The organism is Capnocytophaga sp. G1920 (genome assembly GCF_051417515.1).
Genome location: NZ_JBPRKH010000005.1, coordinates 73585 through 91678, shown reverse-complemented (window position 1 = coordinate 91678; position 18094 = coordinate 73585). Strand labels below are relative to the sequence as shown.

General features: G+C 40.4%; 18 protein-coding genes. 14 read left to right on the top strand and 4 right to left on the bottom strand.

All coding sequences use genetic code 11. The features are described 5' to 3' along the window. Positions 1–225: 225 nt before the first annotated feature. The 9 genes from ACSQ7D_RS04690 (at position 226) to ACSQ7D_RS04650 (ending at position 6961) form a co-directional block, all read left to right on the top strand. Positions 226–1206 (top strand): HlyD family secretion protein, encoded by a 981-nt coding sequence (locus ACSQ7D_RS04690; protein ID WP_437135537.1) that lies wholly within the window; start codon positions 226–228, stop codon positions 1204–1206. Next, positions 1203–1664 carry a GNAT family N-acetyltransferase gene (locus ACSQ7D_RS04685; protein ID WP_278589193.1) on the top strand — a complete coding sequence of 154 codons (462 nt, stop codon included), beginning with the start codon at positions 1203–1205 and terminating at the stop codon, positions 1662–1664. The genes ACSQ7D_RS04690 and ACSQ7D_RS04685 overlap by 4 nt, the downstream gene beginning before the upstream one ends. Before the next feature lie 141 nt (positions 1665–1805). Next, positions 1806–2714: a hypothetical protein gene (locus ACSQ7D_RS04680; RefSeq protein ID WP_278589192.1), complete on the top strand. Its 909-nt coding sequence runs from the start codon at positions 1806–1808 to the stop codon at positions 2712–2714. Beyond that, positions 2711–3064: an MmcQ/YjbR family DNA-binding protein gene (locus ACSQ7D_RS04675; RefSeq protein WP_278589190.1), complete on the top strand. Its 354-nt coding sequence runs from the start codon at positions 2711–2713 to the stop codon at positions 3062–3064. The genes ACSQ7D_RS04680 and ACSQ7D_RS04675 overlap by 4 nt, the downstream gene beginning before the upstream one ends. 69 nt (positions 3065–3133) lie before the next feature. Continuing rightward, complete coding sequence (locus ACSQ7D_RS04670; RefSeq protein ID WP_278589188.1) at positions 3134–3643, top strand: hypothetical protein; 510 nt, start codon at positions 3134–3136, stop codon at positions 3641–3643. 61 nt (positions 3644–3704) lie between these two features. Further along, entirely contained in the window at positions 3705–4130 is a 426-nt protein-coding gene (locus ACSQ7D_RS04665) for a hypothetical protein (RefSeq protein WP_278589186.1), read from the top strand. Further along, positions 4127–4609, top strand: a complete 483-nt coding sequence (locus ACSQ7D_RS04660) for a hypothetical protein (RefSeq protein ID WP_278589185.1) — start codon at positions 4127–4129, stop codon at positions 4607–4609. Before ACSQ7D_RS04665 ends, ACSQ7D_RS04660 begins: the two co-directional genes overlap by 4 nt. 26 nt (positions 4610–4635) lie before the next feature. Beyond that, positions 4636–5787 carry an ABC transporter permease gene (locus ACSQ7D_RS04655; RefSeq protein ID WP_437135536.1) on the top strand — a complete coding sequence of 384 codons (1152 nt, stop codon included), beginning with the start codon at positions 4636–4638 and terminating at the stop codon, positions 5785–5787. Beyond that, positions 5774–6961, top strand: a complete 1188-nt coding sequence (locus tag ACSQ7D_RS04650; RefSeq protein WP_437135535.1) for an ABC transporter permease — start codon at positions 5774–5776, stop codon at positions 6959–6961. Before ACSQ7D_RS04655 ends, ACSQ7D_RS04650 begins: the two co-directional genes overlap by 14 nt. A gap of 122 nt (positions 6962–7083) precedes the next feature. Here the strand turns inward: ACSQ7D_RS04650 and ACSQ7D_RS04645 are convergent, their stop codons facing one another. The 4 genes from ACSQ7D_RS04645 to nrdD form a co-directional block, all read right to left on the bottom strand. After that, positions 7084–7380 (bottom strand): Txe/YoeB family addiction module toxin, encoded by a 297-nt coding sequence (locus ACSQ7D_RS04645; RefSeq protein WP_128091253.1) that lies wholly within the window; start codon positions 7378–7380, stop codon positions 7084–7086. Then, positions 7380–7607: a hypothetical protein gene (locus ACSQ7D_RS04640; protein WP_009419591.1), complete on the bottom strand. Its 228-nt coding sequence runs from the start codon at positions 7605–7607 to the stop codon at positions 7380–7382. The genes ACSQ7D_RS04645 and ACSQ7D_RS04640 overlap by 1 nt, the downstream gene beginning before the upstream one ends. A gap of 86 nt (positions 7608–7693) precedes the next feature. Next, complete coding sequence (gene nrdG, locus ACSQ7D_RS04635) at positions 7694–8179, bottom strand: anaerobic ribonucleoside-triphosphate reductase activating protein (protein WP_437135534.1); 486 nt, start codon at positions 8177–8179, stop codon at positions 7694–7696. Then, the gene (gene nrdD, locus ACSQ7D_RS04630) at positions 8160–9950 is read right to left on the bottom strand and encodes an anaerobic ribonucleoside-triphosphate reductase (RefSeq protein ID WP_009750577.1); all 1791 of its coding nucleotides are present in this window, start codon (positions 9948–9950) and stop codon (positions 8160–8162) included. Before nrdD ends, nrdG begins: the two co-directional genes overlap by 20 nt. A gap of 1442 nt (positions 9951–11392) precedes the next feature. Between nrdD and ACSQ7D_RS04625 the strand changes: the two genes are divergently transcribed. The 5 genes from ACSQ7D_RS04625 to ACSQ7D_RS04605 all read left to right on the top strand — a co-directional run bounded on the left by ACSQ7D_RS04625 (position 11393) and on the right by ACSQ7D_RS04605 (position 18075). Continuing rightward, complete coding sequence (locus ACSQ7D_RS04625; RefSeq protein ID WP_437135533.1) at positions 11393–12370, top strand: mevalonate kinase family protein; 978 nt, start codon at positions 11393–11395, stop codon at positions 12368–12370. A gap of 46 nt (positions 12371–12416) precedes the next feature. Beyond that, the gene (locus ACSQ7D_RS04620; protein WP_437135532.1) at positions 12417–14303 is read left to right on the top strand and encodes an amidophosphoribosyltransferase; all 1887 of its coding nucleotides are present in this window, start codon (positions 12417–12419) and stop codon (positions 14301–14303) included. A gap of 126 nt (positions 14304–14429) precedes the next feature. After that, on the top strand, positions 14430–14564 hold the full coding sequence (locus tag ACSQ7D_RS04615) for a hypothetical protein (protein WP_437135531.1): 135 nt from the start codon (positions 14430–14432) through the stop codon (positions 14562–14564). Between the two features lie 48 nt (positions 14565–14612). Next, complete coding sequence (locus tag ACSQ7D_RS04610; RefSeq protein ID WP_437135530.1) at positions 14613–15731, top strand: glycosyltransferase family 4 protein; 1119 nt, start codon at positions 14613–14615, stop codon at positions 15729–15731. Positions 15732–15885: 154 nt separating this feature from the next. Beyond that, positions 15886–18075 (top strand): glycoside hydrolase family 97 protein, encoded by a 2190-nt coding sequence (locus ACSQ7D_RS04605; RefSeq protein WP_437135529.1) that lies wholly within the window; start codon positions 15886–15888, stop codon positions 18073–18075. The last annotated feature ends 19 nt before the right edge of the window (positions 18076–18094 follow it).

Sequence of the window (18094 nt, the reverse complement as noted above, 5' to 3'; positions counted from 1 at the left end):
ATGCTCTTACCTCTTATATTGCTATACTTTGCCAAAGTTTTAGACTTTGGCAAAGTTGACTACCCTGATAATCATACGCTGGCGCGAGCTTGTAGCTCGTGCCTCGAAGGAAGTCGCAATCAGAATTAATACATTACAAAAATAATAACCATAATAACACCCTTGTTTTTATCCTATTTATGGATTGTCCCCCTTCGGGGGAACGGGGGCTAAACTAAATAAACAATGAAAAAGAAAAACATCACCGGTCTTATTGTAACAATCACTGTATTTGCAGTAGTTCTTATTCTCTCTATCTACTTTTTTAGTAACCGCGAACCTATATATTTGCAAGGACAAGTAGAAGCCAAACAAATCAACGTTGCCCCAAAAGTACCTGGTAGGGTGAAAGCTATCTACAAGCAGGAAGGCGACCAAGTGCACAAAGGCGACCTCCTTTTGGAACTCGAAAGCACTGAACTCGATGCCAAACTTTCTCAAGCCGAAGCAGCACGTTTGGCAGCACAAGCTCAGTCTGACAAAGCACAACGCGGTGCTCGCAGCGAACAAATTCAAGGGGCATATAATGTATGGCAACAAGCCCAAGCGGCTGCCCAGCTCGCTGAAAAAACCTATCAGCGTGTGAGCAACCTCTATAATGAAAAGGTATTGCCTGCCCAAAAGAAAGATGAGGCTTATACCCAAATGGTTGCCCTTCAAAAACAAGCTGAAGCAGCCAAATCACAATACGAAATGGCGAAAAACGGAGCTCGTGTAGAGGATAAAACCGCTGCCCGAGCCCTTGTAGCTCAAGCGCAAGGGGTCATTACTGAGGTAAATGCTTACAAAGATGGAGCTAAAGTGTTTGCCCCTGCCGATGCCGAGATACAAACCATTATCCCCAATGAAGGCGAAATCGTGAATGCGGGTTACCCTGTGATGAACCTCATCGATACCCAAGACGAGTGGGTGGTGTTCAACATACGCGAAGATAAAATGGCAGATTTCAAGATAGGCACTAAATTCAAAGGCATCGTACCCGCTTTGGGCAATCAGGAGATAGAGTTGGAAGTAAAACACATAGCCGTACAAGCCGATTTCGCTACTTGGACAGCCACCAAAAGCAAAGGCGACTTCGACAAGAAAACTTTCGCTATCAAAGCCTACCCCACTCAAAAAGTAAAGGATTTAAGACCCGGAATGTCGGTATTAGTAAGTGAAAAATGAGAATAACTGAAGGATTATCAACTAAAGATAAGCAAGCTATTATACGCTGGACAAATAGCAAAGATGCTTATTTCTTGCAACAATGGGCGGGAGATGCTTTGCCTTATCCTCTTACCATAGAAGCACTCAATGCTTTGTCTCATTGTTATCGTATTGAGGTAGAGGGTAGTTTTATAGGGATGATTCAGCAAATAAGAGTAGAAGGGAGCAACGTACATATTGGTAGATTTCTTATCAATCCTTCCCTTACAGGAAAGGGATTAGGCACCTCAGCAATGCAGTTATTTATCGCAATGCTTTTTGAGGATAAAAGAGTTCATTCTATTAGCCTAAATGTATTTGATGACAACTCCATAGCTAAAGGTCTTTATACAAAACTTGGTTTTAAAGTAGTAGCCACTGTTGAAGGAGAAAGGAAGAAATACAAAATGGTGAAGAGTAATTTGGCAATTAGCTAATTTGCCAATTGGCTCATTAATAGATTTATCCCCTACTGGTGCGATTCTTCTAGTTCGTGTTTAATACTAAGCAAACATCAATAGAAGAAATCTGTTTAAGCTTTCAGCGAAAGATAACCAGAATAAAACAATAATTCACATATGAAAACAGTAATTTTATTAGCAATACTATTTTTATATAGCAGTTGCGGTTATGAAGTACCAGGGAAAGACAAGCACCCTGAGATTCCTGAGTTTAACGGCTTTGACAAAAATCTTTTTATAGTAGATACACTACTTACTGAAGAAGATGTTATGAGCTCTGATAGGATTATCTACGACCCAACTGACGATTTTATATATTTAAACAAAGAATACGATTGGTTTTTACTTGATAAAAACTTTAAAATCAAACAAAAGATAAATGCTAAAGGTGTTTTTCAGGGAAATAAAACATTTTATGACAAGGTCATAGGCGAAAAATATAAGGATATTATCTATAAATACACTTATCCTTGGGCAAAAGCTGAAAAAGTAAAGGAATTACAGTATTTAGGCCACGATAGTATTATTAAAAACTACTCTATTCCAAAAGATAAGAATGGAAAATATGATTTAGAAGCTATTAGAAAGATAGGCAGACAATATATTGACGAGCAATTAGGTGTAATACAAAAAATAATTCCTGTAGGTTTCTCGTCTATTGTGTGCATAGGAAGCAAAGGCGAATATTTTACGGAAGATTATAAATACAATACTTTTTATGAAATAGAATATACTCAAACACCAAGCTATAAGCATTTAGTAGATAATAAAATCACCAATAATTTGTACTCATTTGATCAGGTAGTTTTGGGGAATCAGGGCGGAGGAAATCATTTTGCATTTTGGTTTTATCCTTACGGCTATAAATACTATACTTTTAAGATAGGCAATGACTCTATCCAATTTAAATGGAACACCAAAAGCTCACGGAAAATAATACAAATAAAAGACCTTTGGGGCGATAGGGTCTTGATTTATAAAGATAGTGATAGTGGCGGAGAATTATATAACATTCGAAAGAAATGAACATAGAAACCTTTAGAGATTTTTGCTTAACTTTGCCTCACGCTACGGAGGATATGCCTTTCGGGGAGAATTTTTTGGTCTTCAGAATGGCAAATCGTATCTTTGCACTGATAAACCTAAACCGCGTGCCTATGAGTGTTAGCCTCAAATGCGAACCTGAGCGTGCGATAGAACTCCGCGAGCAATACCCCGATAAGATTGTAGCAGGCTATCACCTGAATAAGAAACATTGGAATACCATCCTTTTAGAGAGTCTTCCCGAAGTCCTTATCAAAGAAATGGTACAGCACTCTTATGAACAAGTACTCGCCAAAATACCAAAGAAGGAAAGAGAAGCGTTAGGGGTGTAAACTCCGTAATCTTTCTTAGGATTGGGAATATCCGTGATAATTTAGAAAAACAACAAAAATTAATTAGAAATGAAAAAGAAAAAACTTTGGATACTTTTTATCATTACTACTTCAGTATATGCCTATTTGATGTTGGTAACCGTACCAGCTCTTAAAGCAATGGCTGGAGGAATGGATATTTTAGATGTGCCTCCGTTTTATGATGCTACTTACATTCAAGAGCTATTTAGGCGTTTAGGTGAAGAAGGTCGCCATTTCTATTTATACCGACAAATTCCTGTGGATATGATATATCCCGGTCTGTTTGCTATTACCTACTATCAACTGATACGTTTCTTTTTAGAAAAACTCAACCAAAGAAAGCTCCTTTTCTTATCATATTTCCCAATAATAGGAGGTATTTTTGATTATTCAGAAAATTTTAGTACCATTACAATGCTCACACACTATCCTGAAAACTTATGGATAGAGACCTTAGCGCCCTATTTTTCTCTTATGAAATGTATCTTTGTGGTACTTTCTTTGGTATTATTTTTTGTATTAGGAATTACAACATTCATAAAAACAAGAAGACAATAACAAAATCACCCTCAGAATAGTCTCAATTTTGTTCATTATATCTGAATAAACCTAAAAGCCTATGTGGAATGCTCTTGTGAATTACAATATACTTGCCCCTCTATCAATAGCTGTTTTGGCTTGGGCGTTTATACTCATTTGGTTTTCCAAGAAAAACAAACAAGAAAGGAAGAAAAGACAACAACTTTTAGCCCAGATAAAAGAACAACTCCCTATTCCCACATTCAAAGAGTTGTTACAAGCTTTAGAAGCCTTGAACTATAACCCTGCTCAGTGTTATTTTAAAACAAATACTTTTGAGCAAGGAAATGTAGCTGTGGGCAACACTTGCTTTCTGCAACGAGAAAACCAATGGGTGGTATGCCTTGCCGATACTCGTTGCTTCTGTGATGAACAGTCTTTTGATAGCGAACAAGAAGCCTTCGAAAACTTTGTATATAAATATTTTCTCCTTAGTAAAGAAGAAATTAATTGGTTAAAGCAATGAACATATCAAGTTATAACACCAAGTTTGGCACTCTTACTTTCTCACAAAAAGTGGGAGACGACTATTTTTGGGAGGCTTCATTCCAGTGGGAAAGTGATTTCTACAAAGAAACTTTACAGCTACCTTTTTCTATGTTTAGCAAAAGTAAAACCATCGCACCTGATACTATTGCTTTTATTGAACAAATCCTTGACAGCGCAGATAAGTTGGTTGCCAAAGCACTTTCTTATTTTCAAGAACGACTGCTGATATGCTCAGATGGCTTTCATCTTTCAGAAGAAGAAAAACGATTGCTAAGTGTTCCCTTGCAAGAAGTTCCTTTTGAAAGTCCGCAGTTCCTGTTCTATGACAACAAAGAGTGGATATTACATTTTGCCGAAGGTAGTTTCAGCTTTTGCGAGCCTTATGGAGTTTCTTTTCACTTTGAAGAAGAAAAACCTATCCTAATAGAAAACTTAGAAGACGCTGAAGAAATCTAACTAATTAGCTAATTGACAAATTAATTATGTATTTATTTAAAAAAGAATGCAAGAACCTTTTCCTATCACCCAAACGGCTGTTTTACGTTTTGGTGTTCCCTTTTGTAATCTTTGGGTTCTTTGCGGCGGTATTTTACAAAGGAGTACCACGCGACCTGCCTATGGCGTATATCAATTACGACCAAAGTCAGCTGTCCGAGAACCTTTTGCGTATGCTTGATGCTACCCCTAACATCGACCTAAAAATCAAACTCACCGATGAAAAAGAAGCCCAACGACTTATCCAGCAACAGCAGATAATGGGCTTTATCGTTATCCCTGCCGACTTTCAGCAGAAACTATTCAAAGGTGAAAAACAATCAGTGATTTGCTATACCAATAGTCAGTTTATGTTGGGGGCAAGTCTTATCCAAAAGGATTTCCAAACTACCGTAGGGATGTTCTCAGCAGGCTTGGTGATGAAGAAGAAAATGCAAAAAGGGCAACAAACCGAGAAGGTACGCGCCGAAGCCCAACCCATAAGGGTAGACGACCACGCCTTGTACAATCCTTATTCTAACTATGCTTACTATCTACTTATTTCACTCTTGCCGATGATGCTCCAAATGATTGTAATGATGGTAACGGTGTATGTATTAGGAGTAGAATTCCGCTACCATCGAGGGAAACAATGGCTCAAGCAAGCAGGAGGCAGTCCGCTGAAAGCCCTTGTGGGAAAACTCTTGCCTTATACCTTAGTGCTCTTTTTTGTAGCGTGGTGGATGAATTACCTCCTCTTTGAGCTTATCGGGGCTCCTTTGCATATCCCAATGCTGAATGTGGTGCTTATTACTTTTGCCTTAGTGGTAATCTATCAGATTATTGGGATTACCTTTGTGTCGATGCTTCCCGATTTTCGTACCGCTCTTACGGTAGGTAGTGGTTTTACAGCCATTGCTTTCTCTTTTGCAGCATATACTTTTCCTATGGAAGGGTTGCCTAAGAGTTTGCAGTATTTGGCGCAAATCTTCCCGTATGCTCATTTTATGAAATACTACGTAAATCGCGCTATCAAAGGAATACCCGTAGAGATGACGTGGCAACCGCTTCTGGCATTATTGCTCTTTGGACTGTTGCTTATAGTGGCTTATCCTATGTTTGTAAAAAAGATAAAATCAGGAGGTTATGAAACAGTTTAGAAGTTACATATATCAAAGTTCAGCCGACTTCACTCGTGCGATGCTTTGGGAAGCCAAATATATATTCCGCGACAAAGCGGTATTCTTTTCGTTTGTAATTGTAGCGATTGCGGTGTCGTTTATCTATACTTATCTCTATTCCGAAGAGACTTTGCAAGAGCTTCCTATTGGAGTAGTAGATGAGGATAATACTGCGCAAAGCCGTCAGTTGTTGCGTATGATTGATGCCACAAGTCAGACCGCTATTTACAGCAGTTACCTCAACCTCACCGAAGCTCAGAAAGCCTTTCAGCAGGAAAAAATACGCGGGATAGTAACTATTCCCAACGGCTTTTCACGTGACCTACAACGCGGAGAACAACCCACTATATCAGTCTATGCCGATGCTTCTTATATGCTTTATTACAAGCAAGTACTCACCGCCACCAAAGTGTCGGCTACTTACCTGAATGCAGGGGTTGAGGTGAAACGCACTTCGGCACAAGGCAAACTCCCTACTCAAGCGCACGATGAGGCAATGCCTGTGAGTGCCCAAGTAGTGAGCTTATACAATCCCTCTTTGGGTTATGCTACTTTCCTTATTCCCATAGTACTTGTGATTATCTTTCAAACTACCATACTCACTGCCGTAGGTATGTTAGGAGGAACGATGCGAGAAGGCAACAAACTTAAAAAAATATATCCTAACTCCGATAGTTTTTGGGGAGCTTTGCCTATTGTAATGGGGAAAGCTACTACTTATTTAGCCTTTTCAATGGTGATATTACTCATTATTTTAGGAATTATAATGCCATTGTTTGGCATTCCTGTACGTAGCACGATACTAAGCACTATGGTTTTTATGATACCATTTATCCTGTCGATTGTATTTATGGGACTTTGCTTGTTGAACTTTTTACATCGACGTGAAGACGCCATTATGCTCATTATGTATACCTCTTTGCCTGCGGTGATGCTTACTGGCTTTTCGTGGCCTACCGTAGCGATGCCCGAATGGCTGAGTGTTTTTTCGTATATTGTACCTACTACTTTAGGGAGCAAGGGTTTTATATCTATTACCCAGATGGGAGCTCATATCACTACCATTATGCCATATTGGCTGGGAATGTGGGCACTGTGTTTGGTATATTTAGTATTAGCCACCCTTACCCTAAGGAGAGTGTTAAACAAGTAATAAAAAAAGAACGGCTTAATTAAGTCGTTCTTTTTTTATTACTTCCTGTTTGCCTTTCGTATGTTTGTAGTCTATCACTCCCATCACACAAGCAACAATAAAAGAGGAGATAGCTGTACGTGTTATTTGTCATTATAATGCCCAAAAGCTGAAAGTACTTCTACCTTTTTCTCCTCTTCAAAAACTTCGTATATAAACCGATGTTTTCCATTAATTCGTTTGGAGTAAATACTCCTTTCACCATATCCTTTAAGAGCCTCAGTCTGTCCTGTGCCTTTAGTGGGAGAAATTTCTATCTCATTTAAAAAAGCATCTATCTTTTTAAGCACTTGTTTATTACCTGATTGCTTAAGGATTTTTAAATCACTCAGAAATTCTTCTGAATAAATAATTTCAAAGGTTGGTTGTTCTTTTTCCATTAGTCAAACATCAATTTTCTCAGTTCTTCCCTACTCATTTGTATTTTTTTACCAGCCCTTGCACGGTCTATTTTAGCAAAAAAAGCTTCCTTGGTCATCAGACTTTCATCTTTTTCTTCTTTGACGACCTTAGTATTAGTAGCTTTAAGACTCTTCAAAATTCTTTTAATAAAAGGAAAATCTCCTGCTTGTATTTCTGATTGGAATGTAATTTTTGCTACTCCCATAGTCTTAATATTTTTTTGCAAAGATAGAAATAATTTGTCAATTAGCTAATAATAAACTTTAATAAAGTATGAAACATAAATCCCTTTTAGCTCTTTCCTTTTACCTTTAAAAACACTTTGTTCATCACCTCTCCGGTTTGCAGGTTTAAAAACTCTTGATTGGTGGTGGGGCTGTCTAAGCCACCGAGTTTAGGTAACCACTTGCCGGTTTTGATGTAGTCTAAACACCCTAACAATTCAGGGTATTTGCGCTGTACTTGTTTAAGATTAAGCCCTGTATAGAGGGCTGCTTTCAGCCGTTTGCACTTCACTTGGAAGATAAATGAGAGCAGGGTCTCTACTTGCCACTCGCCTCCCATAAAGAGCACACAGCTTATCATATCTTCGTACTTGCTGAGCAAATTCTCTAATGCCTCGTTGGTGAGCGCACAGCCTTTGCTACCGTCCCAAATATATTCGGAATGGCAACCCTCACACGCCAACGGACACCCTGTGATGGTAAAACACAGGGATATCTCGTTGGGTACTTCTTGGAGGACTATATCGTAACTGCTATACCGTAGCGTTCCCATAGTAACGTATTTTAGCTTCTTTTTGTCGGTCTTTAGAGAAATTAGTGATGCGTTTGAGATAGCCTATCACCCGTGTCGCGTGGTCGATATTTTCAGAACCACAATGGGTGCAGTGGTCGTGCGTGTGTTTATCAATATAACCACAATCGTTGCACACGGTTACGCATATATTAAAGCAGAAGTAGTTACAACCCGTTTTAGCAGCTACATTTAGCAACTTATAAAAACCTTCGGCAGTGGTGTATTCTTCGAGATTGCAGTGGTAAGCCGAACCGCCGTCTAAGTACTGTATATAGTCGTTGCCGTGCAAATAGAACTTATCGATAAGGTTTTGAGAGCTGTCTTCCACAATATAGAAATACGAATTGTAGCAATCGCGAGGCACTTGCAAGCCATCGGCTTTGTCCCAAGCAGCATTCTTCACGCCTAAATTCTCGGCAGGTACAAACTCGGTATTGAACATAAAGCCGTATTTGGCTTTAGCTTCCTTGTTTTTGTCGTAAATTAGTTTGAGGTTTTTGTTGATGAATGCTTTATAGTCGGGGTTGTCGGAAATGCGAATACCTAAATACTCGGCAGCTTCCACCATTCCGTTGATACCAACGGTGAGGAATTGTTTATCAAGTGAGATGAAGCCCGCATCGTACACCGGTAACATACCCGCATCTTTGTAATCCTGAACAATAGCGCGATAAGCTACTTGGTATTTATGGATATTATCTAAGGTGCGTTCCAACGACAAGTGTTTTTGGTAAAGGCGATTCATATTAATAGTTATCACATTAATACTACCGGTAGAAACACCTCCTGCCCCGAGTGAATAACTAAAGGTGTTATCGGAGATTTCATTGCGCAAACGACAGCAACTTGCTAATGAATCGGCGTTATCTGATTGATATATAAAGAAGGCATTCCCTTCGCTGAGCTCTTTGGCACAGAAGCGCGCAAAATGCTCGTCGTACACGTGTTTGTCCTTAGTGAGCATTGCTGCGGTTACCACAGGGAAGGTGAGTATCGCTTTCGTGCGCTCAATATTGAACCAATGCATAAAGAACTGTTGGAGCTTGTCTAAAGACTCATAAGAAGGTTTGCTACCATCGGGGTAAACGAATGTACCGAACATCGAATCGAAATACGGACGGTCATACAGCGATATATTCCAGAATACCGACTGATAACCACGTGCTGCCGCAGGCTGATTGATAGCGTATACTACGTGTTGCAGTTCGTTTTCTATCACTTCACGGTGGGTGTTGAGGTAATCGTCGCCATAGTCTTTGCGCGCAAAATGGTCGAAGTACATTAGGAACTCTACCGTTGCTACCGCTCCTGCAAACTGAGAGGAAACGGAAAAGAGGAAGTTCACGAACGACCCGCAATAGCTTGCCAAGTGTTGCGGAGCTTTGCTTTCACCGCCGAGTTTTACGAGCCCGTCCAAGAGCAAAGGATACATCGAAACGCTCACACAATAAGGTTTGAGGCTCGTTTCGTCGTGCACGTAGATTTCGTGTTCCTCAATCTGACGGATATACTCATCGGCTAATTCTTTGCCAAAGAGCTGTTCGATTTTGTGAGACACGAGCGAACGGTTCACTTGGATATTGATATCTTTATTGAGTTCTGCCTCCATCGTAGCGATGTTTTTATGTGCCACATTGGCATTGGCATCGAAGAGAGACCCCGTAGCGGCATTGTGAGATTGTAGGTAATTTTCGATGAAATTACGCTTTGTTTGAAGCTGTTCAGCTGTAAGCTTAGTGAATTTAGACATAATTTTTTATTTTATTATTATTTCAGATATAAATTTTAATTTCTCGAGCATTAAGCTTCCAAGTTGTAATGATAATGATCACTAATTTCTCTATTTTATTAACAATTTTCAAGTATGTGATGTATTAGGAATGTTTATATAATACAAGTATAGCCTAATAACTTTATTTTTAACCCTCTTCTTTTAGTTAGAGAGAAAGAAAGTGCTGAGTGATTTATATAAATCACTCATTTATAACGCATTGAATAATGTTGCTTTTATAAGTTCCCTAAAAAGGGGAAGTGTTTTTTCCTTAGTTGCTGGGGCAAAGATACGGAATAAAGTGACAAGTTTTCAACAAAAACAAAATAGTTATCAACACAGTTATTAACATTTTTAGTAAACGTTTTGATAGTTATAAAGTTAGGACAAATACATTTTTATAAGTTATAAATGCTCTAAAAATTTCTGCCGTTGAACCTCACTTTTTTATCTTTCTGATTCTAAAAATTAAAGTTTTCAGTACCTAAACACTTTTTGAAATATACTTTTAATTAGAAAAGGCCTTAGGCCATAGGCATTAGGGGGGAAGTGATAAGCGATTAACTTTGGCAAAGGTGCGAGCCAAAGCCAGCGAGAGCTCACAGCTGGGTATGTGGGGGCGGGAAAATTAGAAAATTAGAAAATGAGAGAATTAGCAAATGGGGAGGGTTGAGGAGTTCGGAAGAAAACGGAATTTTCCAAAAGGAGGTTAAGGGGTGTTTTGATGAAAAAAGGGTGTAAGGAGGGTGGGGTTAGCTTATAGAGAGCTTATAGGAAGCTTATACGAATCTTGGACGATTGGTATAGAAAGGGTATATAAGTGATTGACTTATAACACGATATAACAGTGCTAAAAATGTTAAAATTGGGGTTTCGAGGCGAAAGAAAGAGAAATAGGTGATAGGCCTTAGGCCATAGGCACTAGGGGATATATGACGGAAAAGAGAAGAAATAATTAGAGAATTAGCAAATTAGTAAATTAGAAAATGGGGAGGTGGGAGGCAATAGTCCATAGGCACTAGGGGAAGTATGACGAAAAAGGAAAAAAAATGACGAATGACGAGGGACGAATTGAGTTGGACGTAAAGGAAGTATAGCTTACGCTACAGAAATCTTACAAATCTTAAAAAAATCAAACAAATAGGCAACAAGTTGCCTGAATGTCTGGCACAGATTAAACGGATAGTCTTTCAATTGATAATTGACAATTGACAAATGTGATGGGTACAAATTGGCAACTGCGTTGCTGGATTTCACAGATTACAATGTAAACACAACTGTAAATCAGTATTGTATATATAGAACTGACGTTGATTAACAAAACATTTATATCCAAAAGTATGTGAGATATTGGAAAAAAGTGTACCTTTGCAGTCTCTTATTACTCATACTACCCTGCTAACGCAGACTTTACCTAAAAAATGAAACTTTTCTATTCTAAAATACTCCTCTTTGGCGAGTATGGCATTATCAAGAACTCCAAAGGCTTGGCAATTCCCTATAACTTTTATAAGGGGACACTGAAGAAGTGCGAGCCACACCCGCAGTGCGAGTCGCACGGACAGTGTGAGCCACACCTGCGAAAAGAAGAAGAGGCTCGCAAATCGAATGAGGCTTTGCGGGAGTTCGCTACTTACTTACAAAACCTTATGGAGGAAGAAAACCCGATTGTGCGCTTCAATCTTGAAAAGCTCAATGCTGATATAGCAGAGGGTATGTACTTCGATAGCAGTATCCCACAAGGCTATGGCGTGGGCAGTAGTGGCGCCTTGGTAGCTGCTATTTACAGCGAATATGCTATTGAGCCTATCAGTGCAATGGAAAACCTTACTCGCGAAAAGCTATTGCAACTCAAAGCGATTTTTGGCAAGATGGAATCGTTCTTCCACGGCACTTCTTCGGGCTTAGACCCACTGAACAGCTACCTGAGTTTGCCGATACTTATCAATTCACAGGACCATATAGAACCTACGGGCATTCCCTCGCAAACGCCTAACGGAAAAGGCGCAGTGTTTTTGCTCGACAGTGGTGTGATAGGCGAAACGGCTCCTATGGTACGCATCTTTGTGGAGAATATGAAGAACGAGGCTTTCCAGAAGATGCTCAAAGATGAGTTTATCAAATATACCGATGCTTGTATAGATGACTTTTTGAAGGGGCGCTTCAAATCGCTGTTCGGGAATATCAAGAGTCTATCGGGCATTGTGCTGAACCACTTCAAACCGATGATTCCGAAAGAATTTCACACGCTCTGGAAGCAGGGAATCGACTCGGGCGATTATTTCTTAAAACTATGTGGTTCGGGGGGTGGAGGCTATATTTTGGGCTTTACTGAGGACTTAGAGAAAGCCAAGCGAGCTCTTAGCAACCATAAATTAGAAGTAGTATATCAATTTTAAAACCTATATAAAGGCGTGCCTATGCAACGCCTTTTCTTATTTGTAAATGAGTGACACTATCAAACACGAGTGCGGGATTGCTCTTATCCGCTTGCTCAAACCTTTGGAATATTACAAAGAAAAATACGGTTCAGCCTTCTATGGCGTCAATAAAATGTACTTGATGCTGGAGAAGCAACACAACCGTGGGCAAGATGGCGCAGGAGTGGCGAGCATCAAGCTGAATATGCAACCCGGTGAACGCTATATCAGTAGGATTCGTTCCAACGAGGCACAACCGGTGCAAGATATCTTTACGCGCATCAACCAGCGTATCAACGAGGGGTTTAAGGCGAATACTGCACTGAAAGACAATGTGGCTTTGCAGAAAAGAGAACTCCCCTACATAGGCGAAGTGATAATGGGGCACGTGCGCTACGGTACCTTTGGCAAGAACAGCATCGAGAATGTGCACCCTTTCTTGCGCGAAAACAACTGGATATACCGCAACCTCATTATGGCGGGTAACTTCAATATGACCAATGTAAACGAGCTCTTCGAAAACCTCGTACACCTTGGACAACATCCCAAAGACAAAACCGACACTGTGATTGTAATGGAAGGTATCGGTCATTTCTTAGACGATGAGGTAGAAAAACTCTATCTCCAACTGAAAGAAGAGGGCTATACCAAACAGGAAGCGTCGCCTTTTATTGCCGAACGGCTGAATATAGAACGCATCTTGAAGCGTGCAGCTAAGTATTGGGACGGTGGTTATGCAATGGAAGGAATGATAGGTAACGGCGATGCTTTTGTACTCCGCGACCCTGCGGGTATTCGTCCGGCGTTTTACTATCGAGATGAAGAAGTGGTAGTGGTAGCGTCGGAACGTCCGGCTATACAAACGGTCTTCAATGTAAAATACGAGAATGTACACGAGTTACCGCCTGGGAATGCAATTATCATCAAGAAGAGTGGTGAGGTGACAGTAAAAGAGATTCTTACCCCAAGGACACGCAAAGCTTGTTCGTTTGAGCGCATTTACTTCTCTCGTGGTAGTGACCAAGATATTTACCGCGAACGCAAGATGTTGGGCAAGCTACTCTTCCCTCGCATTGCCCAAGCTATCGACCACAACTTGAAAGATACGGTTTTTGCTTATATTCCTAACACGGCTGAAACATCGTATTTGGGACTTATAGAAGCAGCGGAACAATACCTCAACGAGCAGAAAGCAAAACAATTAGCAAGCGCCACTGAAAGTGAAATTCTTAGGATTCTCTCTGAAAAAGTACGCACTGAAAAGGTAGCGATTAAAGATGTGAAGTTGCGCACCTTTATCACCGAAGACAGTAGCAGAGACGACCTTGTGGCGCACGTGTACGATATTACCTACGGTTCGGTACAAAAAGGCGACACTTTGGTAATTATAGACGATAGTATTGTGCGGGGTACGACCCTTAAAAAAAGTATTTTGAGCATATTAGGCAGGTTAGAGCCCAAAAAGATAGTGATAGTCTCTTCGGCACCTCAAATACGCTATCCCGATTGTTATGGGATAGATATGGCGCGTTTAGAAGACCTTGTAGCGTTCCAAGCAGCATTGGCATTACACCACCAACACGGTACTTATCACATTATAAAAGAAGTGTACGAAAAATGTCTTACCCAAGTAGCGCTAAGTGATGACAAGGTAGTGAATTACGTAAAAGAAGTGTATGCTCCTTTCAGCGATGAAGAGATTTCGGACAAGATAAGAGATTTGCTTTTGCCAAAGAACTTCGCTTCAGAAGTAGCAGTAATCTTCCAAACGGTAGACAACCTGCATAAGGCTTGCCCTATGAATTTGGGCGATTGGTATTTCACGGGTGATTACCCCACCAATGGTGGCAATAGGGTAGTAAATAGGGCGTTTATCAACTTTTATGAAGGGAATAAAGAGAGGGCGTACTGATATGAGGGTAATTAGGAAATGAGAGAATGAGGAAATTAGAGAATTAAATAAATTAGGTGTGAGTAAAAGTAGTGATGGTTATTAGGGTGAAAGACAAGGTTTGTCAGGAGGTAAAGCGAAGGTAAGATGAAGGTAGGGCGAACGATGAGTGGCTCTACAGTGGCTCTACAGTGGCTCTACAGTGGGTCTACAATGAATGATGAGCGAAGGAAAGGTGAAAGTAAAAGGGTTTTAAATACTGTTTTGTTTGTATTGTTTTAATTTATTATCTTTGCAGTTCATATTACCTTATTATTAGAGTGAGCAACTATGAACATCGCTTTTGACGCTAAACGGGCTTTCCATAACACACGCGGACTGGGGAATTACAGTCGGGATTTGATTCGCATACTACAAGAACACAAGGTGGGGCATTTATACCTCTTCAACCCACAAAAACGAGAAATTCAGGGAGTGGTGATTGATGAACACACCACCGAAATCACTCCACAATCTTTCTTCTGGCGCAAGCTAAAATCATTATGGCGGAGTGTAAAAATCACTGATATAGCCCAACAACTTCCTATTGATATTTATCACGGACTTTCAGGAGAAATTCCTAAGGGAATTTATAAACACATACCTACAGTAGTTACTATTCACGACCTTATTTTTATGCGTTATCCTGAACTGTATTCGTTTTTCGACAGAAAAATACATTATCGCAAGTTCTTGTATGCCGCACAACATTCAGAACACATCATCGCTATTAGTGAACAGACGAAACAAGATATCATCAGCTATTTAGGCATTTCAGAAGAGAAAATAACGGTGGTATACCAAGGCTGTCACCGAGCTTTTAAGAATATATATACCGAAACGCAGAAGGAAACTATACGCAAAAAATATCATCTTCCCGAAAAATTTGTATTGAACGTAGGCGCTATTGAGCCCCGCAAGAACGCACTTGAAATAGTGAAAGCTATTGAACCTCTGCGAGATATTTCGTTAGTTTTGGTGGGTAAGCAAACGGCTTATTACCAACAAATAGAGGCGTATTGTGAAGCACACCAACTTAAAGACCGCGTGCAAGCACTGAGTAACGTGCCTATGGAAGACCTCGCTATTATCTACCAGCTTGCTGAGGTGTTTTGTTATCCTTCGATTTTTGAGGGTTTTGGTATTCCTATTATAGAAGCGTTATTTAGCAAAACCCCTGTGATTAGTTCGCAGGGTAGTTGTTTTGCGGAAGCAGGTGGAACACATTCGGTTTATGTGAACTTACAAAACGCTGAAAAAGAGATACGTAAAGCCATTGTAAGCATTACTACCGATGAGGAGTTGCGCAGGCAAATGGTAGAAGAGGGTTACCGACACGCTCAGCATTTTACCGACGAGGCAGTGTTTGAAAACTTGATGAAAGTGTATAAAAAAGTAAAAAGTGAGTAGTAAAAGATAAAAATACGACAGCTGACAACTCGTTTAACTTATTGACTTTATGATATATCATAAATTTTTCTTAAAAAAAAGTAAAGAAAAATTTGTTTATATGAAAAACTTCTGTACCTTTGTACCAATTTTAACACTTATAAAGCAATAAAAGATGAGAAAGATGATCTTGTTGATGAGCGTTTTTGCTATGCACCTCGCTATGGCACAGCAACAAAGCTCGCCTGACGGTAATGTAGTACTCACTTTTTCACTGAAAGCTGATGGAACGCCTTCGTATAAGGTGACTTACAAAAACAAAGCAGTGATCAACGAAAGTACTTTGGGCTTTAAAATAAGAGAAGTAGTCTCCTCCCATTTATTAAAAGCGGACGGGACACCTCTTTATAATGAAAAAAGCTCTTCGGACGACTCTAAAATCAAGGAATTTGAGCCGTTAACCAAAAACTTTAAAGTGGTAGACACCAAAAAGTCTACTTTCAAGGAAACGTGGAAACCTGTATGGGGAGAAGAAAGCGAGATTCTCAACCATTACAACGAGCTTCTCGTGCAATTGCAACAAGAGAAGACTCACCGAAAGATGAACATTCGTTTTCGCGTGTACAACGAAGGAGTGGGATTCCGCTATGAGTTCCCTTCACAGAAAGAACTCACCTATTTTGTAATAGAGGAAGAGCTTTCGCAGTTTGCGATGACTGGAGACCACACCGCTTGGTGGATTCCTGGGGACTACGATACCCAAGAATACGACTATACGGAAAGCAAACTCTCAGAAATTCGCGGGTTGATGAAACAAGCGATGACTGACAACGTATCGCAGTTTGTTTTCTCACCTACCGGCGTACAAACTTCCTTAATGATGAAAACCAAAGACGGCTTGTATATCAATCTTCACGAAGCTGCCTTGGTGAACTACTCGCTAATGAACCTGAACTTAGACGACAAGACTTTCGTCTTCCAATCGTGGCTCACGCCCGATGCACAGGGAGCTAAAGGCTATTTACAAGCCCCTTGTCACAGTCCTTGGCGTACTATTATGGTGAGTGATGACGCTCGTAAAATCTTGGCGTCACGCCTTATCCTCAACCTCAATGAACCTTGCGCTATTGCCGATACTTCGTGGATTAAACCTGTGAAGTATGTGGGCGTTTGGTGGGAAATGATTACCGGTAAAAACTCTTGGAGTTATACCAACGACCTTCCTGCAGTAGACCTTAATACGGTGGATTACACCAAAACCAAACCTAATGGTACCCACGGCGCTACCAACGAAGAAGTGCGCAAATACATCGATTTTGCAGCAAAACACGGCTTCGACCAAGTGCTTGTGGAAGGTTGGAATATAGGTTGGGAAGACTGGTTTGGACACAAAAAGGACTATGTGTTTGACTTTATAACTCCTTACCCCGACTTCGACCTTAAAGCACTGAACGACTACGCACACTCTAAAGGTGTGAAACTGATGATGCACCACGAAACTTCGGGCTCTACGCGCAACTACGAGCGCCATATGAAAGCCGCTTACGAGTTGATGAACCAATACGGTTACAATGCCGTAAAAAGCGGATATGTAGGCGATATCCTCCCTGTGGGCGAACACCACTACAGCCAATCGACTATTAACCACTACCTCTATGCGATTAAAGAAGCTGCTAAACACAAAATAATGGTGAATGCGCACGAAGCCGTACGCCCTACCGGTATTTGCCGTACTTACCCAAATATGATAGGTAACGAATCAGCTCGCGGTACTGAGTACGAGGCTTTTGGAGGTAATAAAGTATTCCACACCACTATCTTGCCTTTCACTCGTTTGCAAGGAGGACCTATGGACTATACTCCTGGTATCTTCGAGACCGAAATGAAGTATGTAAATCCTAATAATAACAGTCAGATACGCAGTACCTTGGCACGCCAATTAGCGTTGTATGTAACGATGTACAGTCCGCTACAAATGGCAGCCGACTTGCCAGAGAACTACGAGAAGCATATGGACGCTTTCCAATTCATTAAAGATGTACCCGTAGATTGGCAAAAGAGTGTGTACCTTGAAGCTGAACCAGGACGTTATATCACCATTGCGCGTAAAGATAAACACAGCAACGATTGGTACGTAGGTTGTACCGCTCACGAAGGCGGGCATACCTCAGAGCTTCTGCTCAACTTCTTAGACAAAGGCAAGAAGTATGAAGCTACTATCTATGCCGATGCCAAAGATGCCAACTGGAAAACCAACCCGAAGGCATATACCATCACCAAACAAAAAGTAAATGCTAAAACAAAGCTAAAACTCACTGCTGCTCAAGGCGGAGGGTATGCTATTAGCATTAAAGAAGTGAAATAATCCTCACCCCAGCCCTCCC

Excerpts from the sequence above, each read along its gene's own strand:
- ACSQ7D_RS04685 (WP_278589193.1), top strand. The coding sequence starts at position 1,203 with ATGAGAATAACTGAAGGATTATCAACTAAAGATAAGCAAGCTATTATA.
- ACSQ7D_RS04625 (WP_437135533.1), top strand. The coding sequence starts at position 11,393 with ATGAAACTTTTCTATTCTAAAATACTCCTCTTTGGCGAGTATGGCATT.
- ACSQ7D_RS04615 (WP_437135531.1), top strand. The coding sequence starts at position 14,430 with ATGAAGGTAGGGCGAACGATGAGTGGCTCTACAGTGGCTCTACAGTGG.
- ACSQ7D_RS04640 (WP_009419591.1), bottom strand. The coding sequence starts at position 7,607 with ATGGGAGTAGCAAAAATTACATTCCAATCAGAAATACAAGCAGGAGAT.
- ACSQ7D_RS04605 (WP_437135529.1), top strand. The coding sequence starts at position 15,886 with ATGAGAAAGATGATCTTGTTGATGAGCGTTTTTGCTATGCACCTCGCT.
- ACSQ7D_RS04610 (WP_437135530.1), top strand. The coding sequence starts at position 14,613 with ATGAACATCGCTTTTGACGCTAAACGGGCTTTCCATAACACACGCGGA.
- nrdD (WP_009750577.1), bottom strand. The coding sequence starts at position 9,950 with ATGTCTAAATTCACTAAGCTTACAGCTGAACAGCTTCAAACAAAGCGT.
- ACSQ7D_RS04690 (WP_437135537.1), top strand. The coding sequence starts at position 226 with ATGAAAAAGAAAAACATCACCGGTCTTATTGTAACAATCACTGTATTT.
- ACSQ7D_RS04645 (WP_128091253.1), bottom strand. The coding sequence starts at position 7,380 with ATGGAAAAAGAACAACCAACCTTTGAAATTATTTATTCAGAAGAATTT.
- ACSQ7D_RS04680 (WP_278589192.1), top strand. The coding sequence starts at position 1,806 with ATGAAAACAGTAATTTTATTAGCAATACTATTTTTATATAGCAGTTGC.
- nrdG (WP_437135534.1), bottom strand. The coding sequence starts at position 8,179 with ATGGGAACGCTACGGTATAGCAGTTACGATATAGTCCTCCAAGAAGTA.
- ACSQ7D_RS04655 (WP_437135536.1), top strand. The coding sequence starts at position 4,636 with ATGTATTTATTTAAAAAAGAATGCAAGAACCTTTTCCTATCACCCAAA.
- ACSQ7D_RS04620 (WP_437135532.1), top strand. The coding sequence starts at position 12,417 with ATGAGTGACACTATCAAACACGAGTGCGGGATTGCTCTTATCCGCTTG.
- ACSQ7D_RS04665 (WP_278589186.1), top strand. The coding sequence starts at position 3,705 with ATGTGGAATGCTCTTGTGAATTACAATATACTTGCCCCTCTATCAATA.
- ACSQ7D_RS04660 (WP_278589185.1), top strand. The coding sequence starts at position 4,127 with ATGAACATATCAAGTTATAACACCAAGTTTGGCACTCTTACTTTCTCA.
- ACSQ7D_RS04650 (WP_437135535.1), top strand. The coding sequence starts at position 5,774 with ATGAAACAGTTTAGAAGTTACATATATCAAAGTTCAGCCGACTTCACT.
- ACSQ7D_RS04675 (WP_278589190.1), top strand. The coding sequence starts at position 2,711 with ATGAACATAGAAACCTTTAGAGATTTTTGCTTAACTTTGCCTCACGCT.
- ACSQ7D_RS04670 (WP_278589188.1), top strand. The coding sequence starts at position 3,134 with ATGAAAAAGAAAAAACTTTGGATACTTTTTATCATTACTACTTCAGTA.